We start from the raw sequence: 19,841 nt of genomic DNA on the forward strand, positions 1-19,841 counted from the left end.
TGAGTTTTCCGGTTCCCCCTTGAGTTATATAAAATTCAAATTGAGAGATAGGTGATTTTTTTGATCGAGGTCGTCCTTTTTGACTTTGACATGACCCTGGTCGACAGCAGTCAGGGTATAACCGACTGTATGAACGCCGTGGCCGAAAATATGGGGCTCCCCAAGGTTACGAGGGAGCAGGTTCTGGGGATAATCGGCATCCCTCTGGCGAAGGGACTTCACTCCCTATGGGGGGAGTACGACGAAAATTGTCTCTCCGAATATCGTCGCATTTTCAGCGAGACGGAGTATGCGGGAATAGTGCCGTTTCCGGAAACGATTCCCGCCATCGAAAAACTCAGGGCTATGAACCTTAGGGTTGGGGTAGCCACCAACAGGCATGTCGCAGAGCCGGTGGTCAAGGCAGTGGGGCTCTTCGACCGTTTTGATCTCGTAATGGGGCTGGGCGATCTCTACCGTCCCAAACCGGAGCCCGACATGATCCTTGCGGCCATGAAAGAATTGGGAGGAAGCCCTGATGGGACCCTTTACGTCGGGGATACCGACATAGACATGAGAACCACAGTGGCCGCCGGTATGAAAGGAGTCGGCCTGGCCTCCGGGACTTTCTCCAGGGAAGATCTGGAGGTCGCCGGAGCATGGAGGACTTTGGACGGGATAGGCGATTTGCCTGAGCTATTAGAGGAGGAGGGACTGATATGTTTGGGTCGGGACACGACGATCTGATCCGGTGGTCTTCCTGGGGAGAAAAGGCCGTCCGTCGATCTAAGGAAGAGCATAAGCCGCTTTTTCTGTACATCGGATCCCCCACCTGTCGTCTCTGTAATATCGAATACAGGGAGAGCTTCGCTAACGACGAGGTGGCTAAGTTGCTCAACGAGGATTTCGTCCCGGTCAGAATGGATCGGGAGAGTTTTCCGATCCTGAGCGACTGCGCTATGTCGGTTAATCGAATAATGAACGGATCCGGAGGATGGCCTTTGAATCTATTTTTGACCCCCGATCTGAAGCCGTTTTTCGTGTCTTCCTATATGCCTCTGAGAGGGACTCCGGATCGTCCCGGTTTTTTGGACTGTCTGCCCAGGATAAAGTGGCTTTGGCTAACCGAAAACGAAGCTCTGGTTCGGGCGTCGGAGGAGGTCTTGGAGTCTTTAAAAAAATCGACGGTAACCGGGACATCCGACATACCCGAGTCGACCTTGAAGGCCGCATCCGAGGAGTTGTTGAACGATCTGGACGAGCTTTGGGGCGGTTTCGGTCAAGGGGGCAAGTTTACGTCCGTCCAGGAGCTACTGTTCTTGTCCGAATACGACCGTCGAACAGGATGTAAAAGATGCGACGAGGCCCTTCGCCTGTCCTTGGACGGTATGTCTATGGGAGCTATCAGAGATCATCTCGGAGGAGGTTTCCACAGTTGTAGTCTCGACAGAGAGTGGCGACGGCCCCGTTTTGAAAAGCTGCTGGTGGATCAGGCCATGGCCGCCATGGCCTTCGCCGAGGGGTTCGACAGGTATGGAAAGGTGTTTCACTGGAGGGTAGCCGACGAGACTTTGGCTTACGCTCTTTTGAACCTTTATTCTCCAGGCAAGGGATTTTTGGCATCTCAAAGCTACGAGACGGAAGACGGCGATATGGACTATTATCTCTGGACGTCCGATGAGATAGACTCCGCTCTGGGAGAAGACGCCGGGCTTTTCAAGAGGGCTTACGGCATAACGGACGAAGGGAACTACATCGAAGAGACCACCGGTAGCCCCTCCGGCAAGAACGTCCTTTTTTTGACCGCACCTCTGGATCGACTGGCCGAGGATGAGGGGATGGAGGACGAACAGGACCTTGAGGACCTGTTGGCCAAGGGGAGGCAGGTCCTCTCGTCTCTCAGGCGGGAACGGCAGGAGCCCGAAAAGAACGGACGGATACTGTCGGACTGGAACGGCTTTTTTATCGCCGCTCTGGCTCGTTGCGGAAGGGTCATGGAGCGAAGAAATTACGTGGCCCTCGCGGAGAGAGAGTGTTCCAGGATATGGAGCGAGGGAGAACTGTTTCATACAGGAGACATTCCTGCCACTCTGGACGACTATGCCGCGGTAATATGGGCTTTTCTGGAGACCTATAGGTCGACGGACAATATGGTCTGGAAGGAGAGGGCGAAAAAATTCTTGGCACGATGCGAGGAACTTTTCGGCCTTGAGGGAAGGGGATATCGCCTCTCAGAAAATGTCGGAGAGGGGATCCTATTCTCCCGGTCTCACGGACGGGACGGCCTGTATCCCTCCGGCAACGCCGTTATGGCGAACAATCTGGTCACATTGTGGGAGTGTACCGAGGAAAAGAGCTATAGAGACAGAGCCGTCGAGGTGATATCTTCCTTCGGAGACGGGGTGAAACGGGTTCCCGGAGGTTATTCTCACCTTCTGACGGCACTGTCGAGGGTCCTGCCTTAGGATCGATTTTTATCGGAGTTTCTGCGTCTTACTGCGATTACGTATATTATCACCGTTACTGAACAGATCGATATCAATGCCAGGGAGATCTTATGCACATATTTGACCACCAGGTCTCCCTGGCTGCCCAGCCAGTAGCCGACCAGGGCCAGTATGACGACCCATATGCCGGCCCCTATGGCGGTGAACACGCAAAAGGGCAGAAGAGGCATCTTGGCCACCCCGGCAGGTAGGGATATGTATTGTCTGACTCCCGGGATCAGCCTGCCTATGAAGGTGCTTATGTGTCCGTGCCGATCGAAGAACTCTTCCGCTTTGTCCAGGCTCGATCGGGAGACGAGAAAGTAACGACCGTATCTCTCGAAGAACGACCGCCCGATCGTTATGGACAGCCAGTAGTTGAATAGGGCTCCCAGCAGGCTTCCTGCTATTCCTGCGAGTATCACCAGCGATAGATGCATCTCACCCTGATGGGCCAGGTATCCCGCCGGAGGTATGATTACCTCGCTGGGAAACGGAAAGAACGAGGATTCCAGAAACATCAGAAAAATTATTCCGGGGTATCCCATGGATCCCACCGTCGAGACCAACCAAGTTACCATCTCGTGTAACATATCCACTCTCTCCTCTTAATTAGGATAGTCTATCGATCCTGTTTGCCACGACGACGTCCACAAAGTCTTTCAACAAAAAGGGCGACTCCTCGAATCTCAACAGCCACCGTCCGTCGTACGATAGTTTTGCTACTCCTTCATCCATCGAGGACAGTGGGTAGAGCCGTTCGTAGATCCGTCTTCCCAGTTTTTTCGAGGACCTTATCGGTATGGTCTTGACCGATCGCCTCTGGCTGTTCAGACGGTCCTCCAAATCCACGATCCTCCGCCTTTTCCTGACGGCCTTTGTCGTGGCTGACGACAGATTCTCGTCGGTCTCGATCACGAGCACGTAATGTCCTGGAGGCAGTTCGTCCGCTTCGGTCAGGTCGTATACGATTAAGGATGTCCCTCTGTCCTTGTTTTCATCTCTCATTTTATCCCAGGGTATCGGAAGTTCCACCGGGCTTTCCGATAGGATCAGGTCGGACCTCCAGGGTATGGAGAGGGCTACCACTTCGAGGGTATTCCTGGCGCGGTATATGGTGTCGGCGAATTTTGGGTCGGTGTGGAAATCGGGGAGAAACCATTCTGGCTTCCTCGACTGGACGACGAAGATCACCGCGGTGTCGTAGCCCTCGGAAGAGAGATGTTCCAGTTCCTCCACGTGTCTGACCGCCCTCTCCGACGGGGCGTCGGGAAACATGGAGCCTTGCTTGCCGAAAAGAGTGCATGATTTTACCTCTAGAAGGGTTGGTCTTGATTTTCCCTCGAGCAGGAAGTCGAATCTGCTTTTACCTACGGAAATCTCCCTCTTGAGCGGCTTTTTCCCTCTAAAAGACGGGATCTTCTCGTTCTCCAACAGCTCCTCCACCAGGTCGTTGGCCTTATGGGTGTGAAGCAATACAGGACCGTCGGGGGTATCCAGCGCTATTACCGTGTATGCGGTCTTTCCGCCGCTATTCTCGACGAGTAAAAGAGTTACACCCGGAAAGAGAAGCTCCCACAGGCGTCCGGGATTAGGCAGGTGGCAATCGAAGATTTTGCCCTCGACGTCGCATTTAACTACGAAGCGGTTGGATCGGGCTATGAATGTCCCTTTGGTCTTGACTTCGTTTTGAAAGGGGTCGTATAAAATCATGGCGAGACTATAACACGCCGTCTTCCTTTTGTCTCGTGGCGTTCGGTTCTATAGGTTTTATGGTAAACTGTAGAAGATGTGATACGACCTGTGTGAATGGGGGTAGTGACTATGCGGGTTAACGAAAAGATCCTCACCGAGGTCGGAACCAACGAATGGCAGGTCGTTGTCTTTTACCTCGGCCAACAGGCTTTTGCCATTAACGTCGACAAGACTCGGGAAATTCTCAGGTGGACCGGCTGTCGTCCTGTTCCGGACGCCAATCCAGCTATGATAGGGATCACCACTGTCAGAGGAGAGGTCCTCCCCTTGGTGGATCTGGGCAGATATCTTAAGATCGATACGGACGTAGAGCTGGAAAACAGCAAGATCATAATAGCCGAATTCAACGAGATAAAACTCGGTTTCGTCGTTGAAGGCGTCGAACGGATATATCGGATCAATTCCGACGAGCTGGACGCTTCCCTTACCGGGACGTTTCTGGGAGAGAACTCCCTCTACGTCATAAAAAGGGACGATCGAAACATAATACTTCTCGATTACGAGAGGATAGTCCAGGCGGTGAATCCCTCCTTGATGTCTCAATATCGTCTCGACGAGGTCAAGGCGGCCAAATTGACACTTGGGCTGGGGGATCTGGACCGTTACCGTATACTTGTAGCGGAGGATTCTCCCCTTATTCGTAGACAGGTCATAGACGTTTTGGCCGACGGTGGATTTCACAACGTGGAGAGCGTCGGACACGGAAAGGCAGCTTGGGATCGGATCAGTGAGGAGGATCCAGGTCACTTCGATCTGTTGATATCCGACATCGAGATGCCCAAGATGGACGGTTTCGCCCTTACTCGACTGGTAAAGCAGGACGAGGAGCGGAGGGATTTGCCTGTCGTGATATTCTCGTCCATAATGGCGGACGACATAAGACGAAAGGCCGCCAGCATAGGAGCGGAGGCTCAGATAACCAAGCCGGAGATCGGCGGCCTGGTGGAAAAGGTCTGCGAACTTCTCCTGGAACGAAGTTCCGGGAAGTCTTCAGGCTGATATCGGTCGATTTCCGTGGCGGTCACGTCGGTGGCCGCCATTTTTGAATAAGATGAACTCAGAGAGGGGAGGGGACTAGGATGAATCGCCTACCTTATTGGGAAAACGACCTTGATTTCGAGGTGTCAGACCTGTTCCCCTACGATATGGACTGGCGTCCTGTCTCGGTCAACAGTTTCTACGGAGATAAAATGGTGGGGTTAGCTCAGGGGGCTCTAGCCTTGGGAAGCGAGTTCATCTACGTAAGTGGTCTGGGGTCCGGGATAGCCGGGACCATGACGTGGGACGGGGATCCTGAGGGGATGGCCGGATTTTCCCTGGGCTTTACCCTGATGTTTGGATATTCTCCGGCGATGGAGGAGGTCGTTTCCGACGTGCTGGAGGAAGGAGAGGAAAGTGGCGACAGTGCCCTTATAGCCGGTGTGACCGAGTGCATTTTCAGGAGTTCCTCCGTGCCTAGAGGGGCCAGAAAGATAATAATGATGGCCACTCCTTTACCCCTGAAGGATGAAGACGGTTTTATCGATGATCTCTTGTCCGCTATGGGACGTCATTGTTCCGTAGATAATCTAATTCCCTACTATGCGGAGAAATTCGGATTCAGACGCTCCTCCGTGCCCTACGAGACCGACGATGTGATGGACCTTCGAATTGCGACGGTACTTCATTCTTTCGAGATGAACGAGACGAGACATGTCGTAGGTCCACCTCCGGATGTGTCCATGCCTCCGATATTCGATTTTCGTCTATCTTTGGGATGATCTCTTTGGATAATTTACTTAGTCGTGTTACAATGTGAGTTCCTGTAGGTATTAGGTATCGGAGAGAGGGGATGTCATACGTCCCCTCTCTCTTGTCGTGGATCCTTTCGTTTTGTCTCAAAAAGTCTGTGAGCCATTGAGATCGGACTTTTTTGATGTAAGATGATACTAGACGTCAGGCTCTCGAGGTTTGATAAAAAGCAGGGGGAGTAGTGGATATATGGCTGGGTCAAAGAGTAAATCGCCTAAAAAGATGAAAATTTCCCGTGACGACCTTAAGATGTATATGGAGCGTATCCGACAGCTCATAATGCAGGGTCGTAAGAACGGTTATGTCACTCAGAAGGATATCGAGAAGTTCATACCGATAGAGTTCTGGAGCACGGATGTGTTGGAGAACGTTTTCGATAACCTCATGGAGTTAGGGATAGAGGTCATAGAGGACGGAGATCCTAGGCTGAAGTCCGATAAATCGGAGGCTTCTTCCTCCGATGAGGAGCATGTCTATGTCGACGAACTGGGCAAGCTTGACGATATCCCTCTGACCGATCCAGTGAGGATGTATCTCCGGGAGATCGGTAAGGTAGACCTTCTGGATGCCTCCGAAGAGGTGGAGCTAGCCAAGAGGGTGGAGGACGGAGATCAGGTAGCCAAACAAAAGATAATAGACGCCAACCTACGTCTGGTGGTCAGCATAGCTAAAAAGTATATAGGCCGAGGTATGTTGTTTTTGGATTTGATCCAGGAGGGAAACCTTGGGCTTATAAGGGCGGTGGAGAAGTTCGACTACCGGAAGGGCTTCAAGTTCAGTACATACGCTACATGGTGGATACGTCAGGCAATCACCAGGGCCATCGCGGACCAGGCTAGGACTATCAGAATACCGGTCCACATGGTTGAGACGATAAACAAGATGGTCAGGGTCTCCAGGCAGTTAGTCCAGAGGATGGGGAGAGAGCCTACCGACGAGGAGATATCCGAGGCGATGGAGATAGAGTCCACCAAGGTCGAGGAGATCCGTAGAATAGCCCAGTTGCCGGTCTCTTTGGAGACACCTATCGGTGAGGAGGAAGACAGCCAGTTAGGTGATTTCATAGAGGATCGAGATATGCCGAGCCCGGAAGATGCCGCATCCTGCAATCTTCTCCACGAGCAGATCGAGGATATGCTGGATGCCCTCTCCGACAGGGAGAGGGAGGTTCTGCGATATCGTTTCGGCCTGGAGGACGGCAGATCCTACACCTTGGAAGAGGTCGGGCGTCGTTTCGGCGTCACTCGAGAGCGTATTCGTCAGATAGAGGCCAAGGCACTGAGAAAGCTCCGTCATCCCAGCAGGAGCAAGAAGCTCAGAGATTTTCTCGAATGATAAAAAGGTCGGTGACTCGTCTGTTTAGACGGCTCTCCGACCTTTTTTATCTATAGCGATATTCCGGTCTATACAGTTGAAGTTCCTTCCTCGAGCCTTTTGTTTCTGAAGTACAGTGCGGTGTCGGCCGTTACCATGGCAGTGTTGAGCAAATAGAGAGACAGTACCGGCCAGGATATCTCCGGCTCTATGAGGCTTTTTACTATCCCTGCGACATAGCCGACCAATATTATTAGCATGAAGAACAGGCTTTTTCCCTTGGTACTTTTGGACGTCGCGCTTTTCCATATAGAAGCGGGCCAGGCCATGCCGAAACATATCAACATAATTCCCTCGCATATCTTTATCCACATAAACGGCGTCCTCCTCCTGGGCATATACACAGAGGGAGGCCACCTCTTTAAAAGGTGGCCTCCCGTAAAAGTACTTTCTGTTTTAGAGGCTGATTGCTTCCACCGGGCAGGCGGACACGCAAGCTCCGCACTCGACGCACTTGCCCTCGTCGACTACGGCCTTGCCGTCGTTCATCTCGATAGCCTCTACGGGGCAGGTGCCCACACAGCTTTCGCAACCTACGCAGGTCTCTTTATCTACTTTCGCTGCCATGAAAATTCCCTCCTCCATGTTTATTGAACTCCCACCAGACTATACAATACATGGAGGGGTTATAGCAACCCCCCCCTTTTGATATTCTCTTTCAATACTATTCTTGAAATATATGTGGGGGGTATTCTGGCTTGGGGTCTCGGGACATCAACTCTCTAATGGCTTCTTTCGGAGAGAGCCCATCGTAGAGAACTTGATATACAGATCGAGATATCGGTAGCTCCACATTCAGTTTTTTTCCAAGCTCTACCGCAGCTTTAACCGTGTATGCTCCCTCTGCCACCTGCCCTAGAGATTCGATGGCCTCTTCCAGGGATAGCCCTTCTCCCAAGGCCATGCCGAGACGGAAGTTTCTCGAATGTCGACTGTATGCCGTAACCATGAGGTCTCCTATTCCAGCCAGACCAGCCAGGGTTATCGGGTGAGCTCCCATGGCAACGGCCAATCTCATTATCTCGGCTAGACCCCTACTTACCAGGGCCGCTGTGGCGTTGTCTCCCATCTCCATTCTGTGGGCCAATCCGGAGGCTATGGCTATGACGTTTTTCAGGGCTCCTCCTGTCTCGACGCCGCATACATCCTCGCTGGAGTATATCCGGAAAGTTTCTCCGGTCAGGATGTCCTGCCATAAAGAGGTCTCCTCCTGATGGTTGGAGGCGACGACGACGGCGGTAGGAAGCCCTTTTACCACCTCTTCCGCGTGGCTAGGACCGGATAATACGGTGTATTTGTATTTAGGCGTCAATTCCTGGGCGATCTGGCTGACCCTTTTAAGGGTATCTATCTCTATTCCCTTGGCCACGTTGCAGATGGATACCCCGTCCATATCGGTCTCAAGAGATCTTAGTTTCGAGAGCAACGATCTGGCTGCCTGGGTCGGAACCGCCATTATCCACATGTTGGAGTGTTTCATTGCCGACACGAGATCGCTTGTAGGTGTTATATTTGATGGTAGATCTACATCGGGAAGATACCGGTCGTTTCTGCCGGATTCCGATATAAGTTCGGCCTGTTTTTCGTCTCTACACCATAGAACGACCGAATGTCCTTTGTTTGCAGCCACCTTTGCTAGAGCGGTTCCCCAGCTTCCGGATCCCATGACGGTTATATCCACTGGTTTCAGGCGTCGTTTTTCATCTTTCATAAGTCGCCCTCCTTTCGTCGAACGTCCTCGTGGTACTTGACTGAATGCGACTCGATACTAATATACTACAAGGAAGTGGATTGCACATTTTTGGAGGCTAGAGAACATGGACGAGAACTCGAACAATCGAATCGACCGTATCTTTACCGACGTGACCGGTATTCTCTCGGAAGGTATGGACGAGTTGACCCAGATTCGAATGGAGGAGTACGAGGCTTATCTGGCCTTCCGTAAGGAATTCGGATCGGTTCAAAGACAGGTGGAGGAAGTGGTCGATGCCTGTGAGAACTGTGGCCGAGAGTGCAGAAAAGCTCGAAAAGAGCTTGTGGTAGCTGCTAAGGGAAACCTGGAGAAAGACGAGAAAGAGGTCTATTTTCGGGTTGAGCACTTGATGAAGCTTCACGGTAGTCTGGAGGAGAGGGAGAGAAGCCTCCGTGCCATGAGAGACCATCTGGCCAGGGAGATACGACACAAGGAAGTCATGTTGAAGAGGACCGAGGATCTGGGGTCTCGTTTCCGAATGGCAATGGAGATTATAGATAGCGGTAAGAAGGTCGAGACCCCGGAACAGCACGGAGTCCTGGCTGCGGCTATCGCCATGGCGGAGAGGGAAAGCGCCCATATGGCCAGGGACCTCCACGACGGGCCAGCTCAAAAGTTTGCCGATGCTGTAATGACCAGCGAGCTGGTGGAACGTTATATATCCGAGGGAGCCTACGAAGATGCTATTAAGGAAATCTCCAGCCTAAAGGACGCCATCTTCGAGTCGGATAGAGACGTTAGGGCCGTTTTGCATCAGCTGACCCCTCCTGGACTCGATCAGGGCTTGGATGTGGCCATAGGAAGATTGACCGAGAGGCTTTCGGATAGGCACGGAGTCGAGATAGATGTCTCGGTGGAGGGTATGGGGTGGAAGATTCCCCTTTACATGAGGGCCAACATATTCAAGATACTCTACCAGGGGATGATAAACGCCATCAGAAACGGCAAGGCGTCTAATATATCACTTCGAATTTCGGTGGGAGAAGAGTATTTAAGGGCGCAGCTTTCCGACGATGGGATAGGGTTCGACGTTGAAGCTGCCAGACTGGAGGCGGACAGGAGGGGGTCCTACGGTTTGAGGAGCATGAACGAAAGGGCGGAGCTCGCTGGAGGATCTTTGTCTATAGAAAGTACCCCCGGACGGGGAACGGTCGTAAGGTTGACGATTCCTCTTAAAGGAGGTGAAGACCTGTGACGTCTATGACTCATAAGGCGTCGGCCTTGGATTTCTTGGCCCGTTCCACCGTCAACGTGGATGACGAAGCCTGTCATCCCGTTGCCCCCGACGCGTCTTTTACCGTGGACGTAAGGCATCAGGAGGATGGAACCAGGCAAATTGTGTTGTTCGTGTTGGACGATCTGGGAAGGATGCAGCATAGATTAAGGTTAAACGAGGGGTCCGTGAGGGAGCTTGTAAAGTTGCTTGATGAGGTATTGAGGGATAAATGAAGAGAGGGAGGGCTGTTGCCCTCCCTCTCGGTTTAAGCCGTTTTCTTGGATGCCTTTTTCCTCTCGTTCATGTCGAGGATGGCCTTTCTGATTCGGATTTCCTTCGGAGTAGCCTCCACCAGCTCGTCGTCCCCGATCCATTCGAGGGCCTTGTCCAACGTGACCGATCTGGGCACGTCGAGTTTGATGCCCATGTCCTTGGTGGCCGAACGGTGGTTGGAGGTCTGTTTTTTCTTGGTCGGGTTGCACGGTATGTCACCCGGTCTGGAGTTTTCCCCTACGACCTGTCCGTTGTAAACTTCCGTTCCTGGTGCGATGAAGAGAGTTCCTCTTTCCTGGAGGTTCTCCAACTGGTATCCCGTCGCTGAGCCGGTGTCCATACTGACCATGGATCCTCTGTTCCTGGAGGTTATGTCCCCCTTCCAGTGACCGTATCCCACGAACCTGGAAGCCATTATCCCAAGGCCTCTTGTGTCGGTGAGAAACTCGCCTCTGTAGCCGATCAGACCCCTGGTGGGGATGTCGAAGGTCATCTTTACGACTCCCGTGTCCAGAACGGCCATGTCGGTCAGGTCCGCCTTTCTCTGGGCCAGCTTTTCTATGACGACTCCCTGATAGGATTCTGGAACCTCTATTACCAACTGTTCCAGCGGTTCCAGTCTGTGCCCCAGGTCGTCCTTTTTGGTTATAACCTCCGGTTTGGATACGCAGAGCTCCGATCCTTCCCGGATCATCTCCTCTATCAGTATGGCCAGTTGCAACTCGCCCCTTCCGGAAACCTTGAGTCCGTCCGGTCTTCCCAGGTCCTCGACCCTGAGGGCCACGTTGCTATGGGTCTCCCTTTCAAGTCTCGCCTTGAGCTGTCTCAAGGTCAGAGGTGATCCATCCCTTCCGGCAAAGGGGCCGTTGTTGACCAGGAAGAACATGGATACGGTGGGTTCCTCTATCATCAAAGGAGGAAAGGGAGGTTGCTCAGAGGCAGGAGAAGCGAAGGTGTCTCCTATGTCGATGCCCTTGGGCCCCGTTATCCATACGATATCTCCCGCACAGGCCTGTTCGACCTCGACCCTGTCGAGTCCTCTCGTCACCCATATATGGGATGCCTTTTCCTGGGAGGATCCCAACACGTCCCAACCCTCGGAGGTATTGGACGGATGTCTCCACTTTGTCTTGGTCTGTAGGAAAGGCTCGCCCTGTTTTATGACTCCCGAGGTTATCTTTCCGCAACCTATCTGGCCTACGTAGTCGTTCCAGCCCAGGGTGCTTATCTGCATACGGAAGGGCTCGTCAAGCTTGGCCTCCGGGGCCTTGACGCTTTCCACTATGGTCTCGAAGAGAGGGTTCATCTCGTCCCTCTCGTCATCCAGGTCCTTCACTAACCAACCGTCCAGCCCAGATCCGTATAGTACGGGGAACTCTAGCTGATGCTCGTTCGCACCCAGCTCGATGAACAGGTCGATGGTTTTATCGAGGGCCTGGTCGGGGACAGCTCTGGGGCGATCGACTTTGTTGATGACCACTATCGGATTCAATCCCAGGCTTAGAGCCCTGGAGAGGACGTAACGGGTTTGTGGCATGGGGCCCTCGTTGGCGTCCACCAATAGAAGGACCGAGTCGACCATGGAAAGGACCCTCTCTACCTCGCCGGAGAAATCGGCGTGTCCCGGGGTGTCCACTATGTTGATAAGATAGTCGCCCCATTCGACGGTACAGTGTTTCGAGGTTATGGTTATGCCTCTTTCCCTCTCAAGCTCTCCGCTGTCCATAACCCTTTCCTCGATTCTGGCGTTTTCACGGAAGACTCTGGTGGCTCGGAATATAGAATCGATCAACGTGGTCTTCCCATGATCGATATGGGCTATTATCGCTACGTTACGTATTTTTTCTACCGCATGCACTTATACCACTCCTATGTAGGATCTTAGTTTTCTTGAGATCCCAAAAAAGTGATGATACACCCAACTTCCCCGTTTCACAAGTGTCGTGGAAGCTATCGGTCGTACAATGTATAATATGGCCGATAATCAAATTGGAGGTTCAGCCTTATGATAGTCGTCAGTTCCTGTCTCTTGGGTATGCCCTGTAGATACGACGGATCCGGGTTTCGTCGTCCCGACATAATAGAAATTCTGGAGGGACGAGATGTTCTGCCTCTCTGTCCCGAGCAGCTCGGCGGGCTTCCTACTCCCAGAACTCCCTGCGAGATAGTAAACGGTGTGGTGATGGGTAAGGATGGTATCGAGCGTACCGGATATTTCCGTAGGGGAGCAGTACTGGCACTCGAGGCGATTTCGAAATTCGACGTTACAGTGGCCTTGCTCAAGGAGAAGAGCCCTTCCTGCGGGTCCTCTCTGATCTATGACGGGTCTTTTTCCGGCAGGGTTACAAAGGGACGAGGGATCTTCGCTTCCGCCCTTGTGGATATGGGGGTGACGGTCTTTTCCGAGGAGAGCCTGAAGGGGCTTATCTCATTTTTGATCTAGAGGGCATCTCTAGAAAGGCCAGTCCTCATAGAGGCCATTTCGTTGAAACCCGTTCGAGCCCGTATTTCCGATCTGCCGTCGTCTAGTACGCTTGGGACGACAGGACGTCGTCCCAAGCCGAGGGGGCACAGGACGTGCCCTCCGAGGCGATCCGTACGAAACAGGCAGGTCGAAAAGACGCTCGGGCGAGACAGGGCGCAGGCGGGACGACCTCTACGAGGAGACTCATACATAAGTTTTTAGAGGTCTTATAGAGGCAAATATTTTAGATGGTGGAGAAAGGTGATGTGTTTATGGGAAATCAAGGCAGCGGGGATATTCTTTGCTCCCAGGATTTGGATGACAAAGTCTCTCTTCAGATTTGGAGAGGCAAGGGAGCTCCCCGTCTTGGAATATACAACAAGACGAAAGAGAGGATGAAGCCAGTTCGTTTTTCATGGTTGGAGGATCCATCTAGAGTTTTGAAGATGCAGCATGGTCGTGGGCAATCCACGGAGTACGATATGGATGCCATCTGTAAGGCCGTCAGGGGGCTTCTGGAGTCCATGTCGAGGGATCTGACATTTCGATCCATGTGTTTGAGAACAGCCGTTCTGCTTCAGGATATGGCCATAGTCCCGAAAGTCGTAATGGATAAGAAGGATTTTGCCCTGTTACCCGAGACAAAGAGACGGTCTCTTTGGCTGACCGATCTGTCCAATGGGAAGGAGAGCGGAGCTTTTCTTCCCTGTTTCGACGTGACCGACGAGGAGTCCGAGCTGTTTCTCAAAAACGGAGATGAGCTCTATCTGGATCTGCCTAAGGGAGCGGACATAAGAGATATAAGATCCACGGCCATAGTCTCGAAACTCACGGCGGTGGACCCGGTCCGTTGGTATATGCCTTTTCAGATAGGGGCGATGGGAGTTCTGATGGGATTTTCCGCTGTCGGCGGGGAAAGCATAGATTTTGCCGACTCTCTATGGAGGGGATACGACAAGAAATCCTTTTTGCGAAAGGCCGACGATCTGGAGGGACAGGCCAAGGTACAGGCCTCCAGGATGGCCATGGCCCTGGTGTCCTTGGTTCGTCACTGGCCCTATCTTCAAGCCTTGGAATACAGGGAACATTACGATTCCGAGGGAGATCTTAAGGAATGCGGCTATTCCAGAAAGAGACGATTCGATATACCTCAGGGGCAGTTAGGGGATATCTCCTACGTCGTGACGGTCTACGATAACGGAGAGGGCCATATAGCTATCGGTTGTAAAGGCAACGGCAGGACCTCCCTTCACGATGGGGATATGATATTCGATATGCCCGACCACGTATACGGCAGGAGCATGGCCTCCGATGCCTGTGGCAGTTCCCCCGATGAGACCTATTCCATAGTCAATCTGATAAGGGCCTGGCGGACCTACGTTTGGTGTCGAAGGGTGAAGGCGCTTTCTGAACCGGCTTTGATGGGATATCGTTAGGAGGTTGCAGATGAGGGAGGTCAGAATTGGTACCTGTTCATGGGCGGACAGACAACTTCTATCCAGCGGTTGGTATCCCTCGGAGGCCAAAGACGGCGAGAGACGGTTGGGTTTTTACTCGTCTCGCTTCAACACCGTAGAGGTAGACAGCACCTTTTACGCTATACCGGATATAACCGACGTGTATCGATGGGCGTCCTGGACTCCTCCTGACTTCCTGTTCGGCATAAAGGCCTACGGGCTTTTCACCTTTCATTCGGTCCAATGGAGTGCCCTGCCCAGATGGGTGAGGGACGAGGTCGGAGACAGAGACAGTCGGGTGGATTTCAAGAGGGTTCCTAGAGCGATACGTCTTGAGCTGTGGCGTCAGTTCTCCGATTCCATAATGCCTCTTCATAAAATAGGCAAGTTGGGGTACGTTTTATTTCAGATTCCACCTTGGGCGGTCTTTTCGGAAAGAATGATACGTTATCTGGATCGGGTCGTGGAGGAGGCCCATCCCTTCCGGGTAGCCTTCGAGGTGCGAAACGGGAGCTGGCTTTCCGGCGACAATAAGGCGGTCTTTCTCGATCGTCTCAGGGCCCATGACGTGGCCTACGTAGTGGTGGACGAGCCTCAGCTTTTCTGGACAGTGCCTCCGGAGGTTAACGTAACGGCTTCCTGGGGATCTGTAGTGAGATTCCACGGCAGAAACGAGGCCGCATGGGAGCGGAGGGGGTCCTCGGTGGGAGAGAGGTTTCGATATCTCTACTCTCAAAAAGAGCTCAAACCGTGGCGCCAGAGAATAGGCGAGATCTCCTCCAATGTGGACAGGACCTTCGTGATGTTCAACAACTGCTGGTCCGATTATTCCGTTCGCAGCGCCGCCTCCATGCAGGCGGTCATGGGGCTGTCTCATCCCGTCGGGTTACAGGCTGAGCTGGACCTATAGCGGGGAAGTTTCCTCCAGGGCCGTAAAATAAGCTTTTTCTGTTTTTTCGAAGACCGATTCCCATGTGTAGTTTTTCAGTTTTTCCAAGGGTACGGGCGGAGATTCTCCGCTCAGGGTTCTCCCAATCTGTCTCTCCAGAGCTAAAGCCATGTTAGATAGCGATTCCTGCCCGGGGGCCCATACCGTGTCGGGCGATACGTTCATAGGCACGGTCTCCAGGATAGAGGAGGTGATCCCCTTCGCTATTTCCAGAACTCCCGGCAGGGCTGTGGCGACGACGCTACATCCGCAGGCCAGGGCCTCCAGCAGCACCAGAGGCAGTCCCTCATGAAGGGATGGCAGGATGAATACGTGAGATTTTCCCATCAGGGCAGCCATCTTCGACGGGGGAACCTGCCCCACCATTTGGACCTTGGATCCCAGGGCCTCGAGCATATCGACGCATCTTTTGCCGTCCTGCCCCGTCCCCCTTCCCGCAACGATCAATCTCCAGGGGAGATGAACTTTTCCGAGAGAGCCAGCCAGCCAGGGTATTCCCTTTTCCGACGAGATTTTTCCGCCATATAGAAGGGTGACAGGAGGAACTTCTGGCTTTTCTTTCGGAGTGAAGAGGTCGGAGCGGTATCCTCCTCCGACGATCGATATTCTATCGGAGGAGATGCCGTATATCTGACGTATTTCCTCCTTTTGGGGTGCGCTCAACGCCAGAACCCTGTTCAATTTGGCGCACCCTTCTAGGACCTTCCCTCTGAAACGCGGGAGATTTCTCATCTGTCTCAGATCGCTTCCGTGACTGGTTGCGACTACCGGTATTTCCGGAAAAAGAAGTCTCGTTATGGATGTCAACAACCATAGATGGTGGCAGTGTATAAGGTCCGGAGCGAAGGTTTTTACGCTATGGATGAGAGCTTCGCAGAACATCTCTTTGTAAAGCTCCATCTGTTTGTCCGTAAGGTCTCCGAATCTACTGTGTTTGTAGGGCATTACATCGCTCATGCCGGGAATCGGAAACGGAAGTCGTCTCGATTCGAAAGGGACGATGATTTGATTTTTCTCCTCGATGTAGGGAAGGTCCTTTCCTTCCATATCCCATCGGTCGATTCCCGCCGACAGGAGAAAGCACCGGTGCCCTTTTTTTGCGCTTTCGGCTAGAAGAGCCTGAACGTAATGTCCGCTTCCGGTGTATTCTGGTAGCTGCGATAATACGTGAAGAATTCTGAGATTTTTTCTCATAGAACCTCCTATCAGCCGGGCCCCCCGTAAAGACGGGCGGCCCGGCTTGCTTCTCGAGGATTAAACTTTTTGGAGATGCCCTCTAGTTGTTTTTCGATAGGCCGTTGCCGGTCGATTCGTCAAAGGTGACCCTGTCCTTGAACTCCTCTTTTTTACCTTTGTTCCATTGGGATACCGGGGAGAGAAAACCCACGACCCTCGAATAGACCTCGCATCTTGTCTTGCCTTTTTCCATTTGTTTAACATCCTTTCCTGTGCCTTTTTCAGATTCTGCATACCGCTTTCTCCACATATCGTCCGATTATGTCGGCGTATCTGTCGAGTTCTTCCTCGGTGCACCTTCTTTTGTCCCTGTATTCGGGGTCGAGGATCGTTCCTACGGGCCTGAAATACTGTAGGTAGTGAACTTTTGCCCCCTTCACCAGTCGGCCGATTCCTTCCGCCGATCTCTCGTCGTGCAACCCCGGCACGAAGGTCGTTCTGAACTCGTAATCCCGGGCTTTTTTCATAATCATCTCTATGCTGCGGACTATCGCATCCTCGAACCCTCCGACTCCTGCAACAGCGGAGTAGTCTTCCAGAGGAGCCTTTACGTCCATAGCGACGTAGTCGACCAGTTTTTCATCCAAAAGGGGCTCCAGGCGATCTGGCAGGCTGCCGTTAGTGTCCAATTTTATCAGGAGCCCCATCTTTCTGACCTCCGATATGAAGCGGGGTAGATCCTCGTGGACGGTCGGTTCTCCGCCGGAGATCACCAGGCCGTCTATGATTTTTATTCTGCGCCTCAGGAAGTCGAGTATATCTTCTTCGTCCAGTCCCTCCCCCTGATCGAGAAGACCTCCGTTATGACACCACGGGCAGGCAAAGGTACAGCCTCTGGTGAATATCATGGAGGCTATCCGTTCGGGATAGTCTATCAGAGTGGTCTTCCTTATACCTCCGATGATCAAGACGAAATCACTTCTTCTCTCTCTCTTTCCGCCTCGGCTTCAGCTGCACAGAGGGGACAAAATTCGTGTTCTCCCGCGATATAGCCGTGTATCGGGCAGACGCTGAAGGTCGGCGTGACGGTGAAATAGGGTAGTCTATAGTTCTCGGCGATCCTACGAACGAGCCTCTTAGCTCCATTTCCGTTCGGAAGCCTCTCTCCCAAGAATCCGTGGAATACGGTTCCCCCGGTGTAGACGGTCTGGAGTTCGTCCTGGAGGTCCAGGGCGTCGAATATATCGTCCGTGGCGTTTACCGGCAGCTGGGACGAGTTCGTGTAGTAGGGGTCGGCTCCCGTCAGGGTCGCTTCGTGATTGGCGCACTTTATCCTGTCTCCGAACAGGTCTCTGTCCGCCTTGGCAAATCGATAGGTCACCCCTTCTGCGGGGGTCGCCTCCAGGTTGTACAGAGATTCTTTGTCCGCCTGATAATCGGCCATTCTCTCCTTCATAGCGTTCATTATTCTCCTTGAACATTCGATCGCTTCTCTGTCGGTGAGGTCCTTTCCAATGAAGTTCAGCATGGCCTCGTTCATTCCGTTGAGCCCTATGGTGTTGAAGTGGTTGTTCCAGTATTTTCCCGAGTCCTCCTTCACCGTTCTGAGGTAGAACTTGGAGTAAGGGTACAGATTGGACTCGGTAAGGCTTTCCAATACCTTCCTCTTTATCTCGAGACTTTCCCTGGCCGAGTCCATCAGGTCGTATACCCGCTTCGTGAAGTCATCTTCGTCCTTTGCCAGGTAGCCTATTCTGGCCATGTTCAAAGTGACTACTCCTATGGATCCCGTCATGGGGTTGGAGCCGAAGAGACCGCCTCCTCTTTTTCGAAGCTCCCTGTTGTCCAGTCTGAGCCTGCAACACATCGACCTGGCGTCGTCAGGACTCATATCCGAGTTTATGAAGTTGGAGAAGTAGGGGATGCCGTACTTGGCGGTCATCTCCCATATCGGTTCCAGCGTTTCGTTGTCCCAGTCGAACTCGTTGGTTACGTTGTAAGTAGGTATGGGAAAGGTGAATACCTTACCCCTGGCGTCGCCGTCCAGCATCACATCGGCGAAGGCCCGGTTTATCATGTCCATCTCCCTCTGGAAATCCCCCAGTTTGCTGTCGCAGAGGCACCCTCCTATTATGGCGGGAAGGTCCCTAAGGGATTTTGGAGGCGTGAGGCCCATGGTTATGTTGGTAAAAGGCGTCTGGAATCCTACCCTGGTGGGAACGTTGAGGTTGAAGACGAATTCCTGCAACGCTTGCCTCACGTCCTTATAGGACAGTCCGTCGGCTTGTACGAACGGAGCCAGATAGGTGTCGAAGTTGGAGAAGGCCTGAGCTCCCGCGGCCTCGCCCTGTAAGGTATAGAAGAAGTTGACTATCTGTCCTAGAGCGCTCCTGAAGTGTTTGGGAGGGCGGCTCCCTATTTTGGTGCTTACCCCGGTGAACCCATTCATCAGGAGGTCCTGTAGATCCCATCCACAACAGTATACCGATAGGTTGCTCAGGTCGTGAATGTGGAAATCTCCCGACACATGATGTTCCCTTATGGAGGGCGGATAGATCTCGTTGAGCCAGTACTGGGCGGTGATCTCCGAAGCTATATAGTTGTTGAGTCCCTGGAGAGAGTAGCTCATGTTGCTGTTTTCGTTCACCTTCCAGTCCAGTTTATGCAGGTACTGGCCGACCATCTCGACGGCTCCCCCCAGGAGCTGTCTTGTATCTCTCAATCTGGAATGCTGCTGTCTGTAGAGAATGTAGGCCTTGGCTATGTCGGCGTGTCCCTTCTCTATTAGGATCTTCTCTACCAGGTCCTGAACCTGTTCGACCGAGGGGGATCCCTCGTGGTTGAAGAATATGTCCAGGTACGACTCGGCCTGTCGAGTCACCGCCTCTCCTATTTTCTGGTCATGTATGTCGACGGCTGCGGCGGCCTTCATGACGGCTTTGCGTATCCGATCTTTCTCGAAGGGAACTTCCCTGCCGTCTCTTTTGCGAATGTACCCGACCATTTACTCACGTCCTTTTCTTCTTTTATCTAGTCCTCGCCGATTCGAGCGGAGACAGGGAACCATTATATCAGAGGCCTCTTTCACTATAAAGCCGGAGACTCACTATATAAGCGGTCTCCGGCTTTAGGGTACTCTATATGAGGGGCTTGTTCCATAGGTCTTTA

General features: G+C 52.6%; 20 protein-coding genes. 10 read left to right on the plus strand and 10 right to left on the minus strand.

The annotated features are described in order from the left end of the window. Positions 1–51: 51 nt before the first annotated feature. On the plus strand, positions 52–726 hold the full coding sequence (locus tag DPEP_RS07945; RefSeq protein WP_274531992.1) for an HAD family hydrolase: 675 nt from the start codon (positions 52–54) through the stop codon (positions 724–726). Next, positions 699–2,444 (plus strand): thioredoxin domain-containing protein, encoded by a 1,746-nt coding sequence (locus DPEP_RS07950; RefSeq protein ID WP_005661108.1) that lies wholly within the window; start codon positions 699–701, stop codon positions 2,442–2,444. The genes DPEP_RS07945 and DPEP_RS07950 overlap by 28 nt, the downstream gene beginning before the upstream one ends. Here the strand turns inward: DPEP_RS07950 and DPEP_RS07955 are convergent. Continuing rightward, positions 2,441–3,058, minus strand: a complete 618-nt coding sequence (locus DPEP_RS07955) for a DedA family protein (protein ID WP_005661111.1) — start codon at positions 3,056–3,058, stop codon at positions 2,441–2,443. The genes DPEP_RS07950 and DPEP_RS07955 overlap by 4 nt on opposite strands. Positions 3,059–3,077: 19 nt before the next feature. Then, complete coding sequence (sfsA, locus tag DPEP_RS07960; protein ID WP_005661112.1) at positions 3,078–4,178, minus strand: DNA/RNA nuclease SfsA; 1,101 nt, start codon at positions 4,176–4,178, stop codon at positions 3,078–3,080. 111 nt (positions 4,179–4,289) lie between these two features. Here sfsA and DPEP_RS07965 point away from each other — a divergent pair, with 111 nt between their 5' ends. The 3 genes from DPEP_RS07965 to rpoD all read left to right on the plus strand — a co-directional run bounded on the left by DPEP_RS07965 (position 4,290) and on the right by rpoD (position 7,346). Next, on the plus strand, positions 4,290–5,219 hold the full coding sequence (locus tag DPEP_RS07965) for a chemotaxis protein CheV (RefSeq protein WP_005661115.1): 930 nt from the start codon (positions 4,290–4,292) through the stop codon (positions 5,217–5,219). Positions 5,220–5,299: 80 nt separating this feature from the next. After that, complete coding sequence (locus DPEP_RS07970) at positions 5,300–5,980, plus strand: hypothetical protein (RefSeq protein WP_005661116.1); 681 nt, start codon at positions 5,300–5,302, stop codon at positions 5,978–5,980. 253 nt (positions 5,981–6,233) lie between these two features. Further along, complete coding sequence (gene rpoD, locus DPEP_RS07975; RefSeq protein WP_241760469.1) at positions 6,234–7,346, plus strand: RNA polymerase sigma factor RpoD; 1,113 nt, start codon at positions 6,234–6,236, stop codon at positions 7,344–7,346. Positions 7,347–7,414: 68 nt separating this feature from the next. Here the strand turns inward: rpoD and DPEP_RS07980 are convergent, their stop codons facing one another. The 3 genes from DPEP_RS07980 to DPEP_RS07990 form a co-directional block, all read right to left on the minus strand. Next, a complete protein-coding gene (locus DPEP_RS07980) occupies positions 7,415–7,699 on the minus strand; it encodes a hypothetical protein (protein ID WP_005661120.1) in 285 nt (94 codons plus the stop codon). An 82-nt stretch (positions 7,700–7,781) separates the two neighbouring features. After that, the gene (locus DPEP_RS07985) at positions 7,782–7,952 is read right to left on the minus strand and encodes a 4Fe-4S binding protein (RefSeq protein ID WP_040383277.1); all 171 of its coding nucleotides are present in this window, start codon (positions 7,950–7,952) and stop codon (positions 7,782–7,784) included. A gap of 97 nt (positions 7,953–8,049) precedes the next feature. Next, a complete protein-coding gene (locus DPEP_RS07990; protein WP_005661124.1) occupies positions 8,050–9,096 on the minus strand; it encodes an NAD(P)H-dependent glycerol-3-phosphate dehydrogenase in 1,047 nt (348 codons plus the stop codon). Positions 9,097–9,202: 106 nt separating this feature from the next. Between DPEP_RS07990 and DPEP_RS07995 the strand changes: the two genes are divergently transcribed. Beyond that, the gene (locus DPEP_RS07995; RefSeq protein WP_005661125.1) at positions 9,203–10,333 is read left to right on the plus strand and encodes a sensor histidine kinase; all 1,131 of its coding nucleotides are present in this window, start codon (positions 9,203–9,205) and stop codon (positions 10,331–10,333) included. Beyond that, a complete protein-coding gene (locus DPEP_RS08000; protein ID WP_005661126.1) occupies positions 10,330–10,587 on the plus strand; it encodes a hypothetical protein in 258 nt (85 codons plus the stop codon). The genes DPEP_RS07995 and DPEP_RS08000 overlap by 4 nt, the downstream gene beginning before the upstream one ends. Positions 10,588–10,619: 32 nt before the next feature. Here DPEP_RS08000 and typA read toward each other — a convergent pair whose 3' ends face one another. Continuing rightward, the gene (gene typA, locus DPEP_RS08005; protein ID WP_005661127.1) at positions 10,620–12,485 is read right to left on the minus strand and encodes a translational GTPase TypA; all 1,866 of its coding nucleotides are present in this window, start codon (positions 12,483–12,485) and stop codon (positions 10,620–10,622) included. A gap of 147 nt (positions 12,486–12,632) precedes the next feature. Between typA and DPEP_RS08010 the strand changes: the two genes are divergently transcribed. The 3 genes from DPEP_RS08010 (at position 12,633) to DPEP_RS08020 (ending at position 15,458) form a co-directional block, all read left to right on the plus strand. Further along, positions 12,633–13,070: a 2-thiouracil desulfurase family protein gene (locus tag DPEP_RS08010; protein WP_005661128.1), complete on the plus strand. Its 438-nt coding sequence runs from the start codon at positions 12,633–12,635 to the stop codon at positions 13,068–13,070. Between the two features lie 335 nt (positions 13,071–13,405). Further along, the gene (locus tag DPEP_RS08015) at positions 13,406–14,527 is read left to right on the plus strand and encodes a hypothetical protein (protein ID WP_198003060.1); all 1,122 of its coding nucleotides are present in this window, start codon (positions 13,406–13,408) and stop codon (positions 14,525–14,527) included. Positions 14,528–14,537: 10 nt separating this feature from the next. After that, the gene (locus DPEP_RS08020) at positions 14,538–15,458 is read left to right on the plus strand and encodes a DUF72 domain-containing protein (RefSeq protein WP_005661130.1); all 921 of its coding nucleotides are present in this window, start codon (positions 14,538–14,540) and stop codon (positions 15,456–15,458) included. Here DPEP_RS08020 and DPEP_RS08025 read toward each other — a convergent pair. The 4 genes from DPEP_RS08025 to DPEP_RS08040 all read right to left on the minus strand — a co-directional run bounded on the left by DPEP_RS08025 (position 15,453) and on the right by DPEP_RS08040 (position 19,677). Next, complete coding sequence (locus DPEP_RS08025; protein WP_005661131.1) at positions 15,453–16,691, minus strand: glycosyltransferase family 4 protein; 1,239 nt, start codon at positions 16,689–16,691, stop codon at positions 15,453–15,455. The two genes, DPEP_RS08020 and DPEP_RS08025, sit on opposite strands and share 6 nt — an antisense overlap. Positions 16,692–16,773: 82 nt before the next feature. Then, positions 16,774–16,926, minus strand: a complete 153-nt coding sequence (gene nrdD / locus DPEP_RS13295) for an anaerobic ribonucleoside-triphosphate reductase (protein WP_005661132.1) — start codon at positions 16,924–16,926, stop codon at positions 16,774–16,776. A 28-nt stretch (positions 16,927–16,954) separates the two neighbouring features. Then, positions 16,955–17,641: an anaerobic ribonucleoside-triphosphate reductase activating protein gene (locus DPEP_RS08035; protein ID WP_005661133.1), complete on the minus strand. Its 687-nt coding sequence runs from the start codon at positions 17,639–17,641 to the stop codon at positions 16,955–16,957. Then, on the minus strand, positions 17,638–19,677 hold the full coding sequence (locus DPEP_RS08040) for a ribonucleoside triphosphate reductase (protein WP_005661134.1): 2,040 nt from the start codon (positions 19,675–19,677) through the stop codon (positions 17,638–17,640). Before DPEP_RS08040 ends, DPEP_RS08035 begins: the two co-directional genes overlap by 4 nt. Positions 19,678–19,841: the final 164 nt, after the last annotated feature.

Origin of the sequence: Dethiosulfovibrio peptidovorans DSM 11002, from assembly GCF_000172975.1 — a bacterium.
In the GTDB taxonomy this organism is placed as follows: domain Bacteria; phylum Synergistota; class Synergistia; order Synergistales; family Dethiosulfovibrionaceae; genus Dethiosulfovibrio; species Dethiosulfovibrio peptidovorans.

What these genes read in the sequence shown, in the direction of transcription:
- DPEP_RS07950 (WP_005661108.1), top strand. Translation starts at nt 699, where the DNA reads ATGTTTGGGTCGGGACACGACGATCTGATCCGGTGGTCTTCCTGGGGA.
- DPEP_RS07955 (WP_005661111.1), bottom strand. Translation starts at nt 3,058, where the DNA reads ATGTTACACGAGATGGTAACTTGGTTGGTCTCGACGGTGGGATCCATG.
- sfsA (WP_005661112.1), bottom strand. Translation starts at nt 4,178, where the DNA reads ATGATTTTATACGACCCCTTTCAAAACGAAGTCAAGACCAAAGGGACA.
- DPEP_RS07965 (WP_005661115.1), top strand. Translation starts at nt 4,290, where the DNA reads ATGCGGGTTAACGAAAAGATCCTCACCGAGGTCGGAACCAACGAATGG.
- DPEP_RS07970 (WP_005661116.1), top strand. Translation starts at nt 5,300, where the DNA reads ATGAATCGCCTACCTTATTGGGAAAACGACCTTGATTTCGAGGTGTCA.
- rpoD (WP_241760469.1), top strand. Translation starts at nt 6,234, where the DNA reads ATGAAAATTTCCCGTGACGACCTTAAGATGTATATGGAGCGTATCCGA.
- DPEP_RS07980 (WP_005661120.1), bottom strand. Translation starts at nt 7,699, where the DNA reads ATGTGGATAAAGATATGCGAGGGAATTATGTTGATATGTTTCGGCATG.
- DPEP_RS07985 (WP_040383277.1), bottom strand. Translation starts at nt 7,952, where the DNA reads ATGGCAGCGAAAGTAGATAAAGAGACCTGCGTAGGTTGCGAAAGCTGT.
- DPEP_RS07990 (WP_005661124.1), bottom strand. Translation starts at nt 9,096, where the DNA reads ATGAAAGATGAAAAACGACGCCTGAAACCAGTGGATATAACCGTCATG.
- DPEP_RS07995 (WP_005661125.1), top strand. Translation starts at nt 9,203, where the DNA reads ATGGACGAGAACTCGAACAATCGAATCGACCGTATCTTTACCGACGTG.
- DPEP_RS08010 (WP_005661128.1), top strand. Translation starts at nt 12,633, where the DNA reads ATGATAGTCGTCAGTTCCTGTCTCTTGGGTATGCCCTGTAGATACGAC.
- DPEP_RS08020 (WP_005661130.1), top strand. Translation starts at nt 14,538, where the DNA reads ATGAGGGAGGTCAGAATTGGTACCTGTTCATGGGCGGACAGACAACTT.
- DPEP_RS08025 (WP_005661131.1), bottom strand. Translation starts at nt 16,691, where the DNA reads ATGAGAAAAAATCTCAGAATTCTTCACGTATTATCGCAGCTACCAGAA.
- nrdD (WP_005661132.1), bottom strand. Translation starts at nt 16,926, where the DNA reads ATGGAAAAAGGCAAGACAAGATGCGAGGTCTATTCGAGGGTCGTGGGT.
- DPEP_RS08040 (WP_005661134.1), bottom strand. Translation starts at nt 19,677, where the DNA reads ATGGTCGGGTACATTCGCAAAAGAGACGGCAGGGAAGTTCCCTTCGAG.